Source organism: Flavobacterium arabinosi (genome assembly GCF_048158725.1).
Classification (GTDB): Bacteria; Bacteroidota; Bacteroidia; order Flavobacteriales; family Flavobacteriaceae; genus Flavobacterium; species Flavobacterium arabinosi.
This window is the reverse complement of the sequence record NZ_JBLNKX010000007.1, coordinates 79,121-97,942: the sequence shown is the minus strand read 5'-3', so window position 1 is coordinate 97,942 and position 18,822 is coordinate 79,121. Positions and strand designations below refer to the sequence as shown.

Annotated in this window: 15 protein-coding genes; all 15 read right to left on the bottom strand. The window is 33.9% G+C overall.

The features are described 5' to 3' along the window. Window positions 1-31: 31 nt before the first annotated feature. Window positions 32-1,246: an ATP-grasp domain-containing protein gene (locus ACM55K_RS14420; RefSeq protein ID WP_416850970.1), complete on the bottom strand. Its 1,215-nt coding sequence runs from the start codon at window positions 1,244-1,246 to the stop codon at window positions 32-34. Window positions 1,247-1,249: 3 nt separating this feature from the next. Then, window positions 1,250-2,683: a leucyl aminopeptidase family protein gene (locus ACM55K_RS14415; protein WP_416850969.1), complete on the bottom strand. Its 1,434-nt coding sequence runs from the start codon at window positions 2,681-2,683 to the stop codon at window positions 1,250-1,252. A gap of 94 nt (window positions 2,684-2,777) precedes the next feature. Further along, the gene (locus ACM55K_RS14410) at window positions 2,778-3,908 is read right to left on the bottom strand and encodes an alpha/beta hydrolase (protein WP_416850968.1); all 1,131 of its coding nucleotides are present in this window, start codon (window positions 3,906-3,908) and stop codon (window positions 2,778-2,780) included. A gap of 139 nt (window positions 3,909-4,047) precedes the next feature. After that, window positions 4,048-4,647 (bottom strand): bifunctional phosphoribosyl-AMP cyclohydrolase/phosphoribosyl-ATP diphosphatase HisIE, encoded by a 600-nt coding sequence (gene hisIE, locus ACM55K_RS14405; protein WP_416850967.1) that lies wholly within the window; start codon window positions 4,645-4,647, stop codon window positions 4,048-4,050. 30 nt (window positions 4,648-4,677) lie between these two features. Beyond that, complete coding sequence (hisF, locus tag ACM55K_RS14400; protein ID WP_416850966.1) at window positions 4,678-5,433, bottom strand: imidazole glycerol phosphate synthase subunit HisF; 756 nt, start codon at window positions 5,431-5,433, stop codon at window positions 4,678-4,680. Continuing rightward, window positions 5,427-6,155 carry a 1-(5-phosphoribosyl)-5-[(5-phosphoribosylamino)methylideneamino]imidazole-4-carboxamide isomerase gene (gene hisA / locus ACM55K_RS14395; RefSeq protein WP_416850965.1) on the bottom strand — a complete coding sequence of 243 codons (729 nt, stop codon included), beginning with the start codon at window positions 6,153-6,155 and terminating at the stop codon, window positions 5,427-5,429. The genes hisF and hisA overlap by 7 nt, the downstream gene beginning before the upstream one ends. A gap of 37 nt (window positions 6,156-6,192) precedes the next feature. Further along, the gene (gene hisH, locus ACM55K_RS14390; protein WP_416850964.1) at window positions 6,193-6,774 is read right to left on the bottom strand and encodes an imidazole glycerol phosphate synthase subunit HisH; all 582 of its coding nucleotides are present in this window, start codon (window positions 6,772-6,774) and stop codon (window positions 6,193-6,195) included. A 74-nt stretch (window positions 6,775-6,848) separates the two neighbouring features. After that, a complete protein-coding gene (gene hisB, locus ACM55K_RS14385) occupies window positions 6,849-7,985 on the bottom strand; it encodes a bifunctional histidinol-phosphatase/imidazoleglycerol-phosphate dehydratase HisB (protein ID WP_416850963.1) in 1,137 nt (378 codons plus the stop codon). A 16-nt stretch (window positions 7,986-8,001) separates the two neighbouring features. Beyond that, the gene (gene hisC / locus ACM55K_RS14380) at window positions 8,002-9,057 is read right to left on the bottom strand and encodes a histidinol-phosphate transaminase (RefSeq protein ID WP_416850962.1); all 1,056 of its coding nucleotides are present in this window, start codon (window positions 9,055-9,057) and stop codon (window positions 8,002-8,004) included. Then, the gene (gene hisD / locus ACM55K_RS14375; protein ID WP_416850961.1) at window positions 9,047-10,339 is read right to left on the bottom strand and encodes a histidinol dehydrogenase; all 1,293 of its coding nucleotides are present in this window, start codon (window positions 10,337-10,339) and stop codon (window positions 9,047-9,049) included. The genes hisC and hisD overlap by 11 nt, the downstream gene beginning before the upstream one ends. Window positions 10,340-10,427: 88 nt before the next feature. Further along, complete coding sequence (gene hisG, locus ACM55K_RS14370; protein ID WP_416850960.1) at window positions 10,428-11,285, bottom strand: ATP phosphoribosyltransferase; 858 nt, start codon at window positions 11,283-11,285, stop codon at window positions 10,428-10,430. Window positions 11,286-11,575: 290 nt separating this feature from the next. Continuing rightward, window positions 11,576-12,106, bottom strand: a complete 531-nt coding sequence (locus ACM55K_RS14365; protein ID WP_416850959.1) for a DUF2231 domain-containing protein — start codon at window positions 12,104-12,106, stop codon at window positions 11,576-11,578. A 59-nt stretch (window positions 12,107-12,165) separates the two neighbouring features. Continuing rightward, complete coding sequence (locus ACM55K_RS14360; RefSeq protein ID WP_416850958.1) at window positions 12,166-13,284, bottom strand: VIT1/CCC1 transporter family protein; 1,119 nt, start codon at window positions 13,282-13,284, stop codon at window positions 12,166-12,168. 12 nt (window positions 13,285-13,296) lie between these two features. Beyond that, window positions 13,297-14,412 (bottom strand): efflux RND transporter periplasmic adaptor subunit, encoded by a 1,116-nt coding sequence (locus ACM55K_RS14355; protein ID WP_416850957.1) that lies wholly within the window; start codon window positions 14,410-14,412, stop codon window positions 13,297-13,299. 9 nt (window positions 14,413-14,421) lie between these two features. Beyond that, on the bottom strand, window positions 14,422-18,759 hold the full coding sequence (locus ACM55K_RS14350; protein WP_416850956.1) for a CusA/CzcA family heavy metal efflux RND transporter: 4,338 nt from the start codon (window positions 18,757-18,759) through the stop codon (window positions 14,422-14,424). Between the last annotated feature and the right edge of the window lie 63 nt (window positions 18,760-18,822).

The following is an 18,822-nucleotide window of genomic DNA, read 5'->3' as shown; positions in this document are numbered from 1 at the left end:
TAAAAATAAATTGTTTTTACAAAGGAATGAATTAATGCAATTTTGAAACCGAATTTTGTTCCACTATGGCTGTAAAATCATTAGCTAAACGATTTCCATAATCTTCTAATAGTTCTAAAACCCTTTCTTGTTTATCTGATTTTACAATAAGTCCCGCATGATATTCCAACGGAACTCTGAAGCAAACTTCAGGATCTGAAAACGATGATAAATCCGGATGCTGGAATTTAGATAAAGTCAAAACAATTCCGGCATAACCCTTTTTTACTTTTGGTAAAGTGTTTTTACTTTCTTTTACCAAGGCATCTTCAATTGCTGCCCACTCCTTCCATAAATTAATATTGGAAGCTTCGGCAACCATTTCTGCCAGATGTGCTCCTCCTACTCGAGATGACGTTTCCAGAAAATAGATTTTCCCATCTTCCTTGCATTTTATAAATTCAGTATGAGCGGCACCATGTTTCAATCCGAAGCCTTTCAATACTTGTTCATTTATTTTTTTGATGGCTTTATCATCTTCTGAATCATAGTGAATATTGGCCGAACGAAAAACACCACCACCTTGTGAAATTTCCATTGGTGTAGCCAAATATTTTGAAGTCAAACTAAAGATAACTTTACTATCCGAAATTAAACTATCACAATGGTACACATCGCCAGGTTTGAATTGCTCCAACAAATATTTGAATCTATTATTCCCCATTTCATTAATGTGAATCCATAAACTCTCCTTGTCATATACTTTTATAATCCCGGCCGCAGAAGCTTCAGAACGCGGTTTCAAAACCCATGGTGCTGGAATCGCATCAGCAAAAGAATTGATGTCATGATCATTAAATAAGGAACAAAAAGCAGGAATTGAAATACCGCAACTCTTCGCTCTCATACGCATGGCAAGTTTATCTCTAAAATAGCGACCTGTAGTTTGTCCCATTCCGTCAATACGAAGATTTTCCCTGAGATAAGTTGCTTTTTCTACATCATAATCATCCAAAGCTACAATAGCATCAATTCTCGTGGACTTCATGAAATTGCCAACGCCCAGTAGTAAATGCTCTAAATTCCAATCGACATCTTGCCCTTCCATATAAAAAATCTCATCAATATATTGATGTGGCCATGGCTTGTCTCTCAGTTTTTCACTCGTCACTAAATAGACTTTGTTGCCTAACTTTTTTAAATTAATTAAAAAATCAGCACCCTTAAAATAATTTGAAATACAAAGGAAGGTTTTAGAGTTTTCCATACGTTATAAATTTTCTATGAATTTAGTTAATAAATGAACTCCATATGCTGTAGCATGTTTACTCTTAGCAAATTCATCATCGCCAAATGCTACGCCTGCAACGTCAAGATGTGCCCAAGCTTTGTGCTCTTGGGTAAAATATTCTAAAAATTTAGCTGCGCTTATTGCTCCGGCAACTGGTTTTCCACTATAATTTTTGACATCTGCAATATCGCTTTCAATGTCTGATTTATAAACATCCCAAAGTGGTAAAGGCCACAAACGTTCTCCGATTGCATCCCCACTTTCTTGCAATTTCTTTGCAATTTCCTCATTATTGGTAAACAAAGCACCACATTCATAACCAAAAGTACCAACGCTGCTTCCTGTAAGTGTAGCGATATCAACAATATATTCCGGTTTGAAATTTTTAATTAAATACGATAATCCATCGGCTAAAACGAGTCGGCCTTCAGCATCAGTATCAATTATTTCTATTGAATGTCCACTATAACTATGAATCACATCACTAGGTAAAAAGGACTTACTGTCAACCGAGTTTTCGGCACAAGGAACAATAGCAGTTACTTTCACAGGCAATTGCAAATCGGCTATAAGTTGCATCGCTCCTAGTACAGCGCCACCGCCAGCCATATCACATTTCATGTGAACCATTCCTGCTGTTTTTATATTTAATCCGCCGGTATCAAAGGTTATTCCTTTTCCCACCAATCCAACATGTTTTATGTGTTCCACTTCGGCTGCAGGAGTGTAATTCATAATGATAAATTGAGGTTCATTTTCACTTCCTTTCCCTACCGCCAAAAATGCGCCAAGACCTGCAATTTTTGAAGCTTCATAACCTAGAACTTCTACATCAAATCCATATTTTTCACCAGTCTCTTTAGCCCAATTCGACAAGTATTTTGGATTAACTGTATTCGGGGGCAAATCGACCAAATTATAGGTTGCTAATTGTGCTTTAGCAATTTTAATTCCTTTTTTGGCTGTAGCCAAATAATCTTTTTCAGAAACCAAATTCAATGTAAATTCAGGATCTAAAAAAGGATGTTCCTTTTTATCTGATTTAAAATGGCCTATATTATAAGTCCCTAAAAGTAAACCCGAAACCATAGCTTCTACCTGATCCTGAGTAATTTGTTCCGGTATAACTAAAGCTATGTTCGAACTGAAATTATCCTTCTGTTTTGATGAAATACGACGAAAAATAGTTTTCAAAGATTTATAGTCTATCGCTTTTCCTAAACCAATAAAAATATATGCATTGTTATCCTTTTCGGCTAAATAATGGGTGTCTTTTTTGCCAAAAAAAACTTTAGAAGTAATTTCCAATCCATTAAACGCAATAGGAACAATACTTTTTGAGTATGTTTCAAAAGCCGGAATTAAAATTGTTCCTGAAAAATTATCTAAGTTTACTACCGTATTTGTTTTCATTTGTTCTTTTAATTTTTTTTCGCCTATTGATTGAATTCAATATAAATGCATTATGCTTTATTTATTTTAGACGGTACAAATCGCGTCTCTACGTTTATTTTGCATTAAAAAATAACCATTCTATTGCTTTAGGAAATTCATCACTCCAATAGGTTTCGCTATGTTTTCCTTGTCTATTGATGCTTAAATTAATCTTTGATTTGTCTATTACAAATTCGCTTGAAATTAAATCTTCCTGAAACTTTTTTACATGCTCAATCATTGTTGCACTTTCATCTCCACCAGCATACAAATAGATTTTTGTATCGGCTGAATTGGCTTTTTTAGCATTGATTTTTAATTCTGGAACTACCCAAAGCGATGGCGAGAATATCATTAATTTCCCATAAACTTCGGGGTTTCTCAGTCCACTAAAAATACTGATTAATCCGCCCATTGAGCTTCCTCCTATTCCTGTAAATTCGCGTTCTTTTTTGGTTCTAAAATTACTGTCCACATAAGGTTTTAAAGTATCTGTTACAAATCGAATGTATTTTTTGCCTTGTCCTTTCCCTAATACTGTTTTGCCAACATTGTATTCCTTTATTCGATCTTCTTCGGCATGTTCTATAGCAATAATTATAATTTTTCCAATTTTATATTCTGACATAACTGCCAGTTTTTTATCAATTTCCCAATTGCCAAATTCAGCTGCTTCATTAAATAAATTTTGTGCATCCTGCAAATACATAACCGGATAACTTTCACTTGAATTGTCATAATCATGAGGCAATAAAGCCCAAATTTTCCTAGTTTTATTGAGTTGTGGAATTATAAATTCATCTGAAATCAACTGAACTTGCGGTAAAAAAGATTGCTTAAACGGCAACCAGTTTTTTCTCCATCGCGCTACATGTTCTTTTTGAATTCCCGTATGATTGTGTGTTGAACGGTTTTCGGTACGATTTCCATGGCTGTCAATTTCTACTTCACTCCAATCCCCTTTCGTAAATTTATACAAAAGCTCAGAAGGATAATCAAAATCATGTGAAAATTTATAGTGATATAAACCAATCCCAATTTTCTCCATTATGAATTCTTTGTCCTGAGTACGCCATTGATTAAAATTCCCTGAGATATATACGGGTCTCGCATCATCTTCATCAGTTGTAAGGATTATATGTAGCCCAGTATTTAGTATTGGATTATTTAATTCTTGGGTAAATGTGGTATTATTTGAATTCATCACTTGCATTGTACTACTTGTATTTTAAAAATAAATAGTAAATATAGTGGATTGCAATTTGAAATAAAAGAAAAAAGAAAACCCAATAGCAAATGAATTTCCTATTGGGTTTGTATTCGTAAAAATTATTTGATGAATTTTACTTTTGGCGACTTTTTAAGACTTCCACAACATCATTTAGTTTAAATCCTTTGGCTTGCAATAATATAAGGTAATGGAAAAGCAAATCAGCACTTTCACTCAAAAACAAATCATCATTGTCGTCTTTGGCTTCAATAACCACTTCAATCGCTTCCTCACCTACTTTTTGGGCAATTTTGTTCATCCCTAATTTAAATAAGGAAGCAACATAGCTCTTTTCAGAATCCGCATTTTCTTTTCGAAGTTGGATTGTATCTTCTAAATTCGAAATAAAGCCATAATCAGCTTTGTTTTCGTCAGCCCAGCACGTAGCTGTACCTTTATGACATGTTGGCCCTTCTGGTTTTACCTGAATTAATAGAGTATCATTATCACAGTCGTTTTTGATGTCAATCAGATTCAGAAAATTGCCACTTTCCTCACCTTTTGTCCAAAGCCTTTGTTTCGTACGACTATAAAAAGTTACTTTTTTAGTGTCAACCGTTTTTTGATACGCTTCGGCGTTCATGAAACCCAACATCAAAACCGTTTTGGTTTCGCTATCTTGAATTATGGCAGGAATTAATCCGTCTGTGTTTTTTGAGAAATCTATATTCATTTGTAATTTAGGATTTTCGATTTAGGATTGTTATATCCTAACTTCGATATTGTTGTTTTTAAGTTCTTTTTTTAATGTTTTGATTTCAATTTCTTTAAAATGAAATACACTTGCTGCTAATGCTGCATCCGCTTTTCCTTCCAGAAAAGTATCTACAAAATGCTGTATATTTCCCGCTCCACCAGAAGCTATTATAGGAATATTAACTAAGTCCGAAAGTGTTGCTAAAGCTTCATTGGCAAATCCGTTTTTAGTCCCGTCATTATCCATTGACGTGAATAAGATTTCGCCTGCACCTCTTTGCTCCACTTCTTTGGCCCAATCAAATAAATTCAATTCTGTAGGCACTTTTCCGCCCACTAAATGAACAATCCATTGTCCCTCAATTTGTTTGGCATCAATAGCAACAACGACACATTGGCTACCAAATTTTTGTGCCAAATCATTAATCAACTGTGGGTTTTTCACTGCAGAGGAGTTAATGGAAACTTTATCTGCTCCGTTTTGCAATAAAATTTCAACATCTTCAACGGATGAAATTCCACCACCAACAGTAAACGGAATATTAATCGTTGAAGCGACTTTACGAACCAAATCAACTAAGGTTTTTCTTCTTTCTTCCGTTGCCGAAATATCCAAAAAAACCAATTCATCAGCACCTTCATCCGAATATATTTTGGCTAATTCCACAGGATCTCCTGCATCACGCAAGTCCACAAAATTAACGCCTTTTACGGTTCTTCCGTTTTTTATATCGAGACAGGGAATAATTCTTTTTGTTAACATTTTTCTAATATATAATTTTCCAATTGTTTCAATGAAATTCGTCCTTCGTAAATTGCTTTTCCGATTATTGTTCCTTCACAACCTAACTCGGCTAGTCTTGGCAATTCGTCAAAAGTAGAAATTCCTCCTGAAGCAATCAATTTTATACCGTTGGCTTCTGCCAAAATTTTAGCGTATAAATCAAAAGATGGTCCTTCAAGCATACCGTCTTTGGCGATATCCGTACAAATTACATACTGAATTCCTTTATTTTGGTAGTCTTGAATAAATGGAATCAAGTCTTCATTAGAATCTTCTAACCAACCCGAAACGGCTACTTTTTCATTATTAGCATCTGCTCCCAGAATAATTTTATCAGAACCATATTCTGCAATCCATTTTTCGAAGAGTTCTCTATTTTTCACAGCAATACTTCCGCCGGTAATTTGATTCGCTCCACTTTCAAAAGCGATTTTTAAATCGGAATCCGATTTTAATCCACCACCGAAATCAATTTTTAATTTAGTTTTCGAGGCTATTTGTTCCAATATTTTATAATTGACAATTTGGCTCGACTTTGCTCCGTCTAAATCAACCAAATGTAAGTATTCAATTCCATGTGCTTCAAATGATTTTGCCACTTCAAGTGGGTTTTCATTGTATATAATTTTGGTATTGTAATCGCCTTTTGACAAGCGAACACATTTTCCTTCTATGATATCTATTGCGGGTATTATTCTCATTTATAATTAGTTTAAAAGAAAGTCTTAAAGACTCAACTTAAAGTTTTAAAAAATTAGCCAAAATTTTTTCTCCAACATCGCCACTTTTTTCAGGGTGAAATTGTGTTCCGTAGAAATTATCCTTCTGCAAAGCCGAGGCATATTCTACTTCATAGTCTGTTGTAGCAATAGCTTCGGGACAGCTAGGAGCATAAAAACTATGTACTAAATACATGTATTCGTTTTCATTAATTCCTTCAAATAAAGGCGATTTTAGATTATAAATTTGGTTCCAGCCCATTTGTGGCACTTTTAATTTAGGTGTGAATTTAATCACATCAACATCAAAAATTCCCAATCCTTTAGTATTCCCTTCTTCCGATTTGTTACACATCAATTGCATGCCCAGACAAATTCCTAAAACGGGTTGTTTCAAGGTAGGAATCAAAGTATCTAAACCGCTTTCCTGAAGCATTTTCATTGCATAACTAGCTTCCCCAACACCTGGAAAAATAACTTTATCGGCTGCTTTAATTTCGTCAGGATTATTACTCAAAACTGCTTTGAATCCCAATCTTTCGATGGCAAACATAATGCTTTGAATGTTTCCTGCTCCGTAATTTATGATTACTATTTTCATTTTTAAAATTTGGGATTTAGGAGGTTTGATTTAGGATTTTATCCTTGATATAGCAAACTTCTCAAAATCGTATATTAAAGCATTCCCTTCGTACTTGGCAAAATCATCTTCTCGGTATCACGTTTTACAGCTACTTTTATCGCTTTTGCAAAAGCTTTAAAAATCGCTTCTATCTTGTGATGTTCGTTAGTTCCTTCTGCTTTGATATTAATGTTGGCTTTAGCACCATCCGAGAAAGATTTGAAGAAATGATAAAACATCTCCGTAGGCATTTTTCCTACCATCTCCCGTTTGAATTCGGTTTCCCAAATCAACCAGTTTCTACCTCCAAAATCAATAGCCACTTGTGCAAGACAATCATCCATTGGCAAACAAAAACCGTAACGTTCTATTCCTAATTTATTTCCTAATGCTTTTGCAAAAACTTCACCCAAAGCAATTGCAGTATCTTCGATAGTATGGTGTTCATCCACCTCTAAATCTCCTTTTACAAGAACTTCCAAGTCCATTTGTCCGTGACGAGCAATTTGGTCCAGCATGTGGTCAAAAAAAGCAATTCCTGTTTCGATCTTGCTTTTTCCGGTTCCGTCAAGGTTTAAGTTGATGTAAATATCTGTTTCATTTGTTTTTCTTTCTATTGAAGCTGAACGCTCTTCTAATTTCAAAAACTCATAAATTACTTTCCAATCTGTAGTTTGTAAAGCAATAACGGAATCCAATTCTTCTCTTTTTGAAGCAATTTCGTCGCCTCCCAAAGCTTCGTCTGTATTGATAAAAATAGCTTTTGAGCCCAGGTTTTTTGCCAATTCAACGTCAGTTATTCTATCTCCTATTACGAATGAATTTTCTAAATCATACTCGGGATTATCAATATATCTTGTCAATAAACCTGTTGCAGGTTTGCGTGTCGGTGCATTTTCGTGCGGAAATGTTTTGTCAATTAATACTTCTTTGAAAACAACTCCCTCATTTTCAAAAGCTTTCATAATTAAATTATGAACGGGCCAAAAGTTAATTTCCGGATGAGAATCAGTTCCCAAACCATCTTGATTCGTAACCATTACGAGTTCAAAATCTAGTTCCAAAGCGATTTTACCAAGATATTGAAACGCTTTAGGGTAAAATTCTAATTTTTCGAAACTGTCTAATTGGTAATCATTTGGTTCCAAAACCATTGTTCCATCACGATCTATAAAAAGTATTTTTTTCATTATATAATTATTTAAACTAAGCGTTTAGGCTTTGTAATGCTGCTATTAATTTTTTATTCTCTATTTCGGTTCCAACGGTTAAACGCAAACAATTGTCGCATAACGGCTGGGTTGTTCTGTTTCTAATTACGATTCCTTTTGCAATTAATTCGTCATATCTTTTATTGGCATCATCTACTTTTATCAAAATAAAATTGGCCTCAGTTGGATAGATTTTCTTAGCAAAATTCACTTTAAGTAATACTTTAAGTAAGTCTTCTCTTTGCGCTATTATAGATTCAATTTCAGATCTTATTTTTTCTGAATTATCTAATCTGTCCAAAGCTCTTTTTTGAGTCAATTCATTTACATTATATGGTGGTTTTATTTTATTCAAAACCGAAATTACTACTGCAGATGCATAACAAACACCTAATCTAATTCCTGCCAAACCATACGCTTTTGATAGTGTCTGAGTAATGACCAAATTTGGATATTCGTCTAATTCATTGATCCAGCTTTCTTTTTTTGAAAAGTCAATATACGCTTCATCAATCACAACCAAACCATTGAAGTTTTTCAATAAATAGGCTACACTTTCATCCGAAAACGAATTCCCGGTTGGGTTATTTGGAGAACATAAAAAGATGATTTTAGTGTTTTCATCAACAGCTTCCATAATTTTCTCAATTTGCGGTTGAAAATCTGAAGAAAGCAATACTTCTTTATTTTCAACAGCATTGATATTAGCCAATACGCCATACATTCCGTATGTTGGTGGCAAAGTGATTACATTGTCTGTTTTTGGTTCACAAAAAGCTCTGAATAATAAATCTAACACTTCATCACTTCCGTTTCCCAATAAAATTTGATTCGTTTTGACATTTTTTTGTTTTGCCAAAATTCCTTTTACACTCATTTGTTGAGGATCAGGATACCTATTTACACCATTTTCAAACGGATTTTCATTGGCATCCAAAAAAATCATATCTGCGGTATCAAAATCCTCAAATTCATCGCGTGCCGAAGAATAGGGTTTTAATTGCTTTACGTTTTCTCTAACTAAATTATTTATATCGAAATTATTTTCCATCTTCAATTGCTTTTAATCGTAATGTAACTGCATTTTTGTGTGCTTGCAAACCTTCCGCTTCTGCCATAATTTCGATAGCTTTACCGATGTTTTGTATTCCTTTTTTAGTTATTTTTTGAAAAGTCATCGCTTTAGTAAAACTATCCAGATTTACACCGCTATAATTTTTTGCATAACCGTTTGTAGGCAGGGTATGATTAGTTCCTGAAGCGTAGTCTCCAGCACTTTCAGGAGTATAATTACCAATAAATACGGAACCTGCGTTGTGAACACCATTGCTGTAAAAATCATCGTACTGAGAACAAATAATAAAGTGTTCCGGACCATATTCATTGATCAATTCCAAGGCAATTGTATCGTTTTCTACAAAAATCAATTTAGAATTAGCAATGGCTTTTTCAGCAATGGTTTTTCTTGGAAGTAAATCCATTTGAATTTGGATTTCGTTTTCAACGGCATCAATTAATTTTTTTGATGTTGAAACCAAAATAACTTGGCTATCCGCTCCATGTTCTGCTTGTGATAATAAATCAGATGCTACAAAAGCTGGAACAGCGGTATCATCAGCCACAATCAACAATTCGGATGGACCGGCAGGCATATCGATTGCCACGCCAAATTGCGTTGCCAATTGTTTAGCAACAGTTACAAATTGATTTCCAGGTCCAAAAATTTTATACACTTTAGGAATCGTTTCTGTTCCAAAAGTCATTGCTGCAATAGCTTGAATTCCTCCTACTTTCAAAATTTTAGTTACGCCACATAAATTTGCAGCATATAAAATAGCTGGATTTATATTTCCGTTTTTATCGGGAGGAGAACACAAAACAATTTCGTTACAACCTGCTATTTCTGCTGGTACAGCAAGCATTAATACGGTAGAAAATAATGGAGCAGTTCCACCGGGAATGTACAAACCAATTTTTTGGATTGGTCTTTTTTCCTGCCAACAATTTACTCCTTCAATAGTTTCTACTACTACTCTTTCCGTTTTTTGAGCAGAATGGAATTTTTTTATATTTGTCTTTGCCAGTTGAATAGCCTCTTTTAATTCGGAAGAAATAGATGCAATAGCCACCTCAATTTCAACTTTAGAAACCTCTAAGTTTTCGATTGATGCACCGTCAAAAAGCGAAGTGTATTTTGCAACAGCAACATCACCTTTCTTTTGTACCTCCTTGAAAATTTCTTTTACTGTTGCTTCAATATCATCAACAGTTTTAGTAGGTCTCTCTAAAATAGAAGACCAAGTTTCTGGTTTTGGATTGTATATTTTATTCATTGTATTGTTTTTAACCGCAAACTTCACAAAGGCTTTTGCAAAGTTCGCAATGAATTCTTAAAATAGAATACGTTATAATTTAAAACTTTTAAAGTACCATTTTCTCAATTGGACAAACTAAAATTCCTTCGGCTCCAGCATCTTTCAATTGATCAATAACATCCCAAAAACGATCTTCTTCAATAACGGTGTGTACACTTGACCAACCTTCTTGTGCCAGAGGCATTACTGTTGGACTCTTCAATACAGGTAAAATTTGATTGATAAGCTCGATTTTATCATTTGGTACATTCATCAAAATGTATTTTGATTTACGCGCTCTTAAAACGGATTGGATTCTGAATTGTAATTTATCTAAAATAGCTTTATTTTCAGTTGTTATTTTTGGAGAAACAGCCAAAACTGCTTCACTTTTAAAAATAACTTCCACTTCTTTCAAATTATTTTTAAACAAAGTACTTCCGCTAGAAACAATATCTACTATAGCATCAGCAAGACCAATATTTGGAGCAATTTCTACCGAACCTGAAATTTGGTGTAAATCAACAGTTACATTTTTAGAATTAAAAAAGTCTAAAACAGTATTTGGGTATGAAGTAGCAATTCGCAATCCATCCAAATCTTTTATCGAATTGTATTCGAAATTTTTAGGCACCGCTACCGAAACTTTGCATTTAGAAAAACCTAATTTTTCTGCAACTTCAATATTTTTTCCTTTTTCAACCAAAAGATTATCGCCAACAATCGCAGCATCCACGACTCCATCAATTAAATATTGAGGAATATCGGAGTTTCTTAAATACAACACTTCTAATGGGAAATTGGAAGCTGATGCTTTAAGTTGGTCATTTCCATTGTTTATAGAAATTCCACAATCTTTTAGAATTTGAATACTGTCTTCGTTTAAACGTCCTGATTTTTGAATTGCAATTTTTAGTGTACTCATTTTTGTTAAGTTTTTGTTTTTTTGTTTAGAATATTATGATTGAGTACAAATATTAGGCAATAAAAAACCCGCTTGATGTACTCAAACGGGTTTTTAGATTATGATGATTTACAAACATAACATTAACACATCGCTTGAGAGCAATAATGAAAATGATGGTGATGTAATTTATTTGTTAACATGTTTTGTGTAATTGTATTGATCTTAAATTCTCCTGCAAATATAAGAGATAAATGATTTAGAATCCAATTTTTAATTTAACTTAAAGCTATTTTATTGTTAAATTAATACTACCTATCGTATTCTTTTGGCTCTGATTTATTAGAAACAGGAGCTCCTTTTTCTGAATCAACACTATTTTTAACAGCTGAATCGATGCTTTCTTCTCTAATTTCAGTGTGACGAATTTCACCTCCTGAAGTTCCAACTAAAGTTGTTAAATAGACACTCCCAATTGCCACAATAACGGCTACAAACGAAATGAATTTAGCCTTTGAATGATTTTTTATATTTAAAACTAAGCCTAAAATTGAAATCGCACCAAGCAAATACAATACAATTGCTAACTTTTCTGCTATTTCTTCATGCTCGTGAATTATTCTTTTCCCAATATTAGGCATATCTTCAACCATTTCCTCTGCTCCTTCACCAGTAGACATACTTGCGAGCGCAAAAAGTGCTGCAACTATAAATAAAGCATAAGCGGTATTATTTACCGAATTGTTCTTTAAAATAATTCCGGTTATTAAAATTCCAAGTCCTAAAATAGTCCCGATAATTGGAAAATGGTTAACTACCATGTGTAAATGCGCATCATTCATAATATAATTTGTTTAAGGTTTAAAGTTTGAATTGTGTCTTTTATTTGAAATCGAATTATTTATCCCGCCAATGAAACGCCAATCAACGAACCTATTCCATAGGTTACTGCTGCTGCTGCCAACCCGAAAGATACTTGTCTAAGTCCAGAAAATATAATACTTTTTCCTGTTAATAAAGTTATTGCGGCACCAATTCCAAAAAGACCAATAACACTGCTTCCAAGACTCAATAAAATTGCATTTTTTCCATCTAAAAACATGAAAGGATATAATGGTATAATCGCTCCGATTGAAAATAATACAAAAGAAGCTATAGCTGCTTCCCAGGCTGAGCCTCCTAATTCTTCTTTATCAATGCCTAATTCCTCCGTAATGATTGCATCTATGGCCGTTTGCGGATTTTCAAATGCTTTTTCGGCTAATTTTTTAGCTTCTTCAACATTCATTCCTTTGGCCTGATACAACAACACAAGTTCCTTTTTTTCTTCCTCGGGTGACGCTTCCAATTCTTCTGTTTCTAAGTCAATCTGGCGTTGATTTAATTCTCTGGAACTTTGTACCGAAAGCCATTCTCCCAAAGCCATTGAAATTGCTCCCGCCAAAAGTCCTGCAATCCCGGTTAATAATATTGTATTATTAGAAACTGCAGCGCCGGCAACTCCCATGACCAAACTCATATTAGAAACCAATCCATCATTAGAACCTAAAACTGCTGCTCGCAAAGCATTACCGCCAACAGACTTATGTCGACTTTCGAATTTTGATAAAAAACCACCTGAAACATTTAGCGCTGCATTATTGTTTATGGCTTCAATAATATTAAGGTGATTGTGTTCAAAACCTGTTGGCTTCTCCCCGCTTTTAATTTTGTTTTTAATTGTATTAACTGCAAATTGCTTTTCAATACTTGAAAGGCTGCTAATTATAGACGTATAACCAAAAATTTTACCTAGTTTCAATTGCAATTTTGCTCTTCCTGAAGGTAAAGGCATTTTATAATTCGGCTCCAAAGTCAATACTTTATCTAACATGTGCTTAGCATGACCTTTTTCTATATCCGATAATCCCCGTAAAACTCTTGTAAGATTGTCATCAGATTGAATTGCTGCAATACTATCATACAAAAAGGAAGTATCTACTTCCGTCTGTAATTGATCTTTTAGTTTATTTAAATCCATATTAGTTTTCTTTTAATTGGCCAAATCAAAAACTCCTTTTGTCAATATTTTTGAAGCAGAATTAATGGCACTATTGGGCAAAATTTCAACTAAATTTTCAGATTTTTCACCTATGGAAACATTTATTTTTTTAAATGAAAATCCATTTTTCTCTTTATCTAATAAAAGTACGAAATTTTTGTTGTTTTCGGTTATTAACGCTTCCACCGGAATAGCTAAACCTTTTTTAGAGTCCACAACAACGCCTGCTTCTACAAACATCCCAGTCAATAATTTTTGCTTAATAGCATCATCTAAATGGCCATGAACATTGATTGTTCTGTCATTCCCTTCAATCGATTTTCCAACCAAATGTACTTCGGCATTGAATTCTTCTTTTGAAGCTTCAGGCACTTTAAATTTAATTTTCTGACTTATTTTTACCTTTAAAATATCTTTTTCAAAAACAGCTAATTCTAAATGCAAATGATCTGTATCAACAATTTCCAAAATCACATCCGACGGCCCCATAAGCATTCCCACATTGGCATTCATAACCACAATATCTCCTGAAATAGGCGAGAAAATAGTTATTATGGATGTTAATTTACCTTTTTCAACTTGAGATGGACTAATGCTTAACAGCACTAATTTTGCCTTTAAACTTTGATGCATGGCTTTCGCACGTCGGTACTCGCTTTCGGCTTTTAAGTAGTTTTTTTGCGAGGTTATTTTTTCATCATACAATGTTTTTTGACGTTCGTATTCGGATTTCAAATATTTGATTTGCTCGGCCACTTCCAAATAATCTTTCTGAATATCAAGAAATTCCGTATTTTCCAATGTCAGTAAAGCTTGCCCTTTAGTCACTTTGTCGCCAACTAAAAGTTTGGTTGATTTTACATAACCACCAATAAATGTAGCCACTTTTGCCCTGTTTTGAGGCGGAACATCAATTCTCCCCGATGCTTTAATTGTTACATCAAAGTCCTGTTCTGTAGGACTGGCAATTTCCATACCTGAAGATTCAAATTGTTCTTTTGTCACTGTTATCAAACCGTCGTCTTTGGGAGTTGGCTCTTCCGTTTTGGTTTCTTTGCAAGAGAATAAAATTAAGGATACGGCGATTATATAAATTGATTTTTTCATTTGTAAATATTAAAAATTAAGGTATTCTAATTCTAATTGTGTCTTGTTGAATTGTAAAATAGTGTCCAAATAATCTACTTGAATCGTAGTGGCATTTTCTAAACTTTGAATGTATTGAAAGAAATCTATTTCACCATGTTTGTAGCTGTTATTACCAACTTTGATAATCTCATCAGATAATTTTTTACCGTATTGATTGTAATAATTGATGGCTTCCTGGTATTTAGCTAATTCATTATTTTTTTGAGTGATATATTTCTCGATTTTCAGTTCTTCATTTTGCTTTTGTTGTTCCCAACTTTGTAAATCTAATTGCGCAACTTTAGTTTTCGAAACATTCCCGGAAAATAAAATTGGAACTGCTAATCCAATTTGAAAACCATACAGCGATTGTGATAAACCATTATTTTTACCTTGAAAATAATCAACGTTTATGTCGGGCAGCCAATGTTGTTTTTGTAAATTAATTTGGTTTTTATAATTTTCAGTAACACTTTCTAAATAAGCAGTATAGTATGACTTACTTGTTTCTTTAGTTAAATTATTAATTGGTGTTATTATTTTATTTTTTATTTCAATATTTTCATCTGATTGTACCAAAGATTGTAACACTTCATACTGCGCTTTTTTATCATTCTCAATTTGAATGAGCATCGTTTTAATTTTTCTAAATTTAGATTGAGCTGTAATTTTTTCCAGATAATTTGTTTCACCCAACTCAAAACGCCTGTCGCTGGCTTTAGAAAAATTTTGGTACAAACTATCTAAATAGCGGTACAAAACTGCTTGGTTTTGCAAATAAACAATGTGATAATACAGATTCGAAACTCCAAAAGCGAGTTTGTTTTTTTGAATATCAAAATTGGCTTTTTCTTTATCATATTCTGCAGAATATACCTTTTTTTGCGCTCCATAAACCGTTGGGAAAGCAAATCGTTGTTGCACTCCAAAGACTTTTAAAGGTTCATTGTTTAAGGCTAAATTATTTTGGTCATAACTGTAATAAATATTGGTTTTGTCAAATGTATAAGCTGTTTTTATATTCTCTTTCATTTTGGCCACCTGCAGTTGGGATGATTTCAAACCTTTGTTATTTTCGATTACTTTAGTGATTAAACCTTCTAATTCATTAGTATTTGAATTTTGAGCAAAAGCCATTGATGAGGCTACTAGTAGCAATATGCTATAAATTGATTTATTAGGTTTGAATTTAGGTTTCTTAAATTCTTTTCCGTCAAAAACTTTATACAAAATGGGTAAAACGACCATAGTTAAAATAGTTGCCGTAAATAATCCTCCAATAACTACAGTTGCTAATGGACGTTGTACCTCTGCTCCTGCTGATGAAGAAATAGCCATGGGTAAAAAACCTAATGCAGCCGCAGAAGCGGTCAATAAAACCGGACGCAATCTATCGGTTGTACCTTTCAGAATCAATTCATCCATATCTTTCATTTCTCCGTTGTGTTTTAACTCTTTAAAATGCTCTATAAGTACAATTCCATTCAGCACTGCAATTCCAAAAAGCGCAATAAAACCAACCCCTGCCGAGATACTAAAAGGCAAATCTCTAATCCACAAGAATAGTATTCCTCCCACTGCCGAAAGCGGTATGGCAGTATAAACCATTAATGCTTCTTTGATGGTTCCAAAAGCAAAATACAAGAGGATAAAAATCAGTAATAAGGCAATAGGAACAGCAATCATTAATCGGGCTTTTGCACTTTGAAGATTTTCGAATTGGCCGCCATATTTCACATAATATCCTACAGGAAGTTTGATTTTTGTATCAACAATTTTTTGAATATCAGCCACTACACTTTGTAAATCTCGATTTCGAACATTAATACCCACAACAATTCTGCGATTGGTATTGTCTCTGGAAATCTTAGCCGGACCTTCGGTATATTCAATTGATGCTAATTCGCTCAATGGGATTTGGTCTCCATTCGGAGTCGAAATGTATAAATTTCGTAAATCTTCAATATCAGTTCTTTTTGTTTGATCTAAACGGATAACTATATCAAATCGTTTTTCGCCTTCAAAGACATTTCCAACTGTTTTCCCTGCAAAACCAAGTGCAATTGTTTCGTTCAAATCGGCAATATTCAAGCCATAGCGTGCAATTTTAGAGCGATCATAGACCACAGCCATTTGAGGCAATCCTTCCGTTTTTTCGACAATTATATCAGATGCACCTTCGACATTTTTAATGGCTACTTTTATTTCATGTGCTTTTTGAGCCAAAACATCCAAATCTTCGCCAAATATTTTAACGGCAACATCAGATCGTGTTCCTGAAATTAATTCGTTAAAACGCATTTCTATGGGTTGTGTAAACTCAATATCCATATTTGGAATTTGTTTCTCAATCGCGGTTTTAATTTTGTCGGCCAATTCATCTTTGCTGGAAGCGGAAACCCATTCTGATTTTGGTTTTAGCTTGACAATAACATCACTTTCTTCCATTGACATTGGATCCGTTGGTACTTCAGCAGCACCAATTCTACTGACTACTTGCTCCACTTCGGGAAAGTTTTTCAGAATTATTTTTTCGATTTTTGTCGTTGTTGCAATGGTTTTTGTCAATGAAGTTCCTGTTTTAAGAACGGGTTGAATTACAAAATCACCTTCGTCCAGCGTTGGTATGAATTCCCCGCCCATAGTAGTAAATAAAGCAATTGCCATAAATAATAACCCAATCGCACCGTACATTACTTTTTTGGTATTGGCCAAAGCCCAAATAATTATGGGTACATAGAAGGATTTTAACTTTTGGATTAATCGGTTGGAAAAAGAATTTGGATTTTCTGCTGTTGGTTTTAAAAATAACGAAGAAACGACAGGAACATACGTAAAACAAAATATCATGGCTCCAACCAAAGCAAAACTGAATGTCATTGCCATTGGTTTGAACATTTTGCCTTCAATTCCTGATAAAGAAAGAATTGGAATAAAAACAATTAAAATAATCAATTGGCCAAAAATAGCCGAATTCATCATTTTGGAAGCGCTTTTATACGTGATTTGGTCAATTTCCAGCTGACGCTCTTCTTTGGATAAATCACTTAGATCTGCCGATTTACTGGCAATTTGAAATGCAATAAATTCAACAATAATAACGGCTCCGTCTATTATAATTCCAAAGTCAATTGCACCCAAACTCATTAAATTTGCATCAATTCCATAGATATTCATTAATGAAATTGCAAAGAGTAAACACAATGGAATTACGGAAGCCACTACCAAACCGGAACGCCAGTTTCCAAGCAATAAAACCACTACAAAAATTACTATTAGGCATCCCAAAATGAGATTTTCAGCAACTGTAAAAGTAGTTTTACCCACTAACTCGCTTCTTTCCAAAAAGCCATTTATATAAACACCATGCGGCAAATGTTTTTGAATTTCAACAACTCTGTCTTTTACATCTGCGATGACTTGTTTTGAGTTTCCTCCTTTGAGCATCATCACTTGCCCCAAAACTTTTTCGCCTTCGCCATTTCCTGTGATTGCTCCAAAACGATTGGCACTGCCGTAACGAACCTGAGCAACATTTTTGACATAAACAGGCAAACCATTTACGTTCTTAACAACTATATTTTCAATATCCTGAATTGATTTTACCTTTCCTTCAGCCCGAATAAAATAGCTTTGATTTACTTTTTCGATGTAAGCGCCACCAGCAATACTGTTGTTTTTTTCCAAAGCAGTAAAAACATCGCTAGTGGTAATATTCATTGCTTTTAAACTTGAAGGCACTATGGCAATTTCATATTGTTTTAAATTACCACCCCAAGTATTTATTTCTACAACACCTTTAATTCCTGACAATTGTCGTTTCACCACCCAATCCTGAAGCGTTCTCAAATCAGTAACGGAGTATTGATTCTTGAATTCCGGTTTTACTTCCAGCGTATATTGATAGATTTCCCCTAATCCTGTCGTAATTGGTCCCATTTCAGGAGTTCCAAAGCCTTCCGGAATTTTTTCGGTTGCAGCTTTAATTTTTTCGGCGATTAATTGTCTTGGCAAATAGGTCCCTAAATTGTCTTCGAAAACTATGGTGACAACTGACAATCCAAATTTTGAAATAGACCTGATTTCCTGAACTCCAGGCAAATTAGCCATTTCAATTTCAACTGGATATGTAATAAATTGTTCAATATCTTGCGTAGAAAGGTTACGAGAAGTAGTAATTACCTGAACTTGATTATTAGTAACATCGGGAACGGCTCCTATAGAAATTTGGAAAACAGAAAACAATCCGAATAAAAAAACTCCTAACGTAAAGAGTAAAATAATAAGTTTGTTTTTTAAACTAAAAGCAATGATTTTCTCCAGCATTTTGATCTTATTTTATAATGCAAAGATAAGATTTTAGTAAGAATACCCATCTTAAGAACAGCT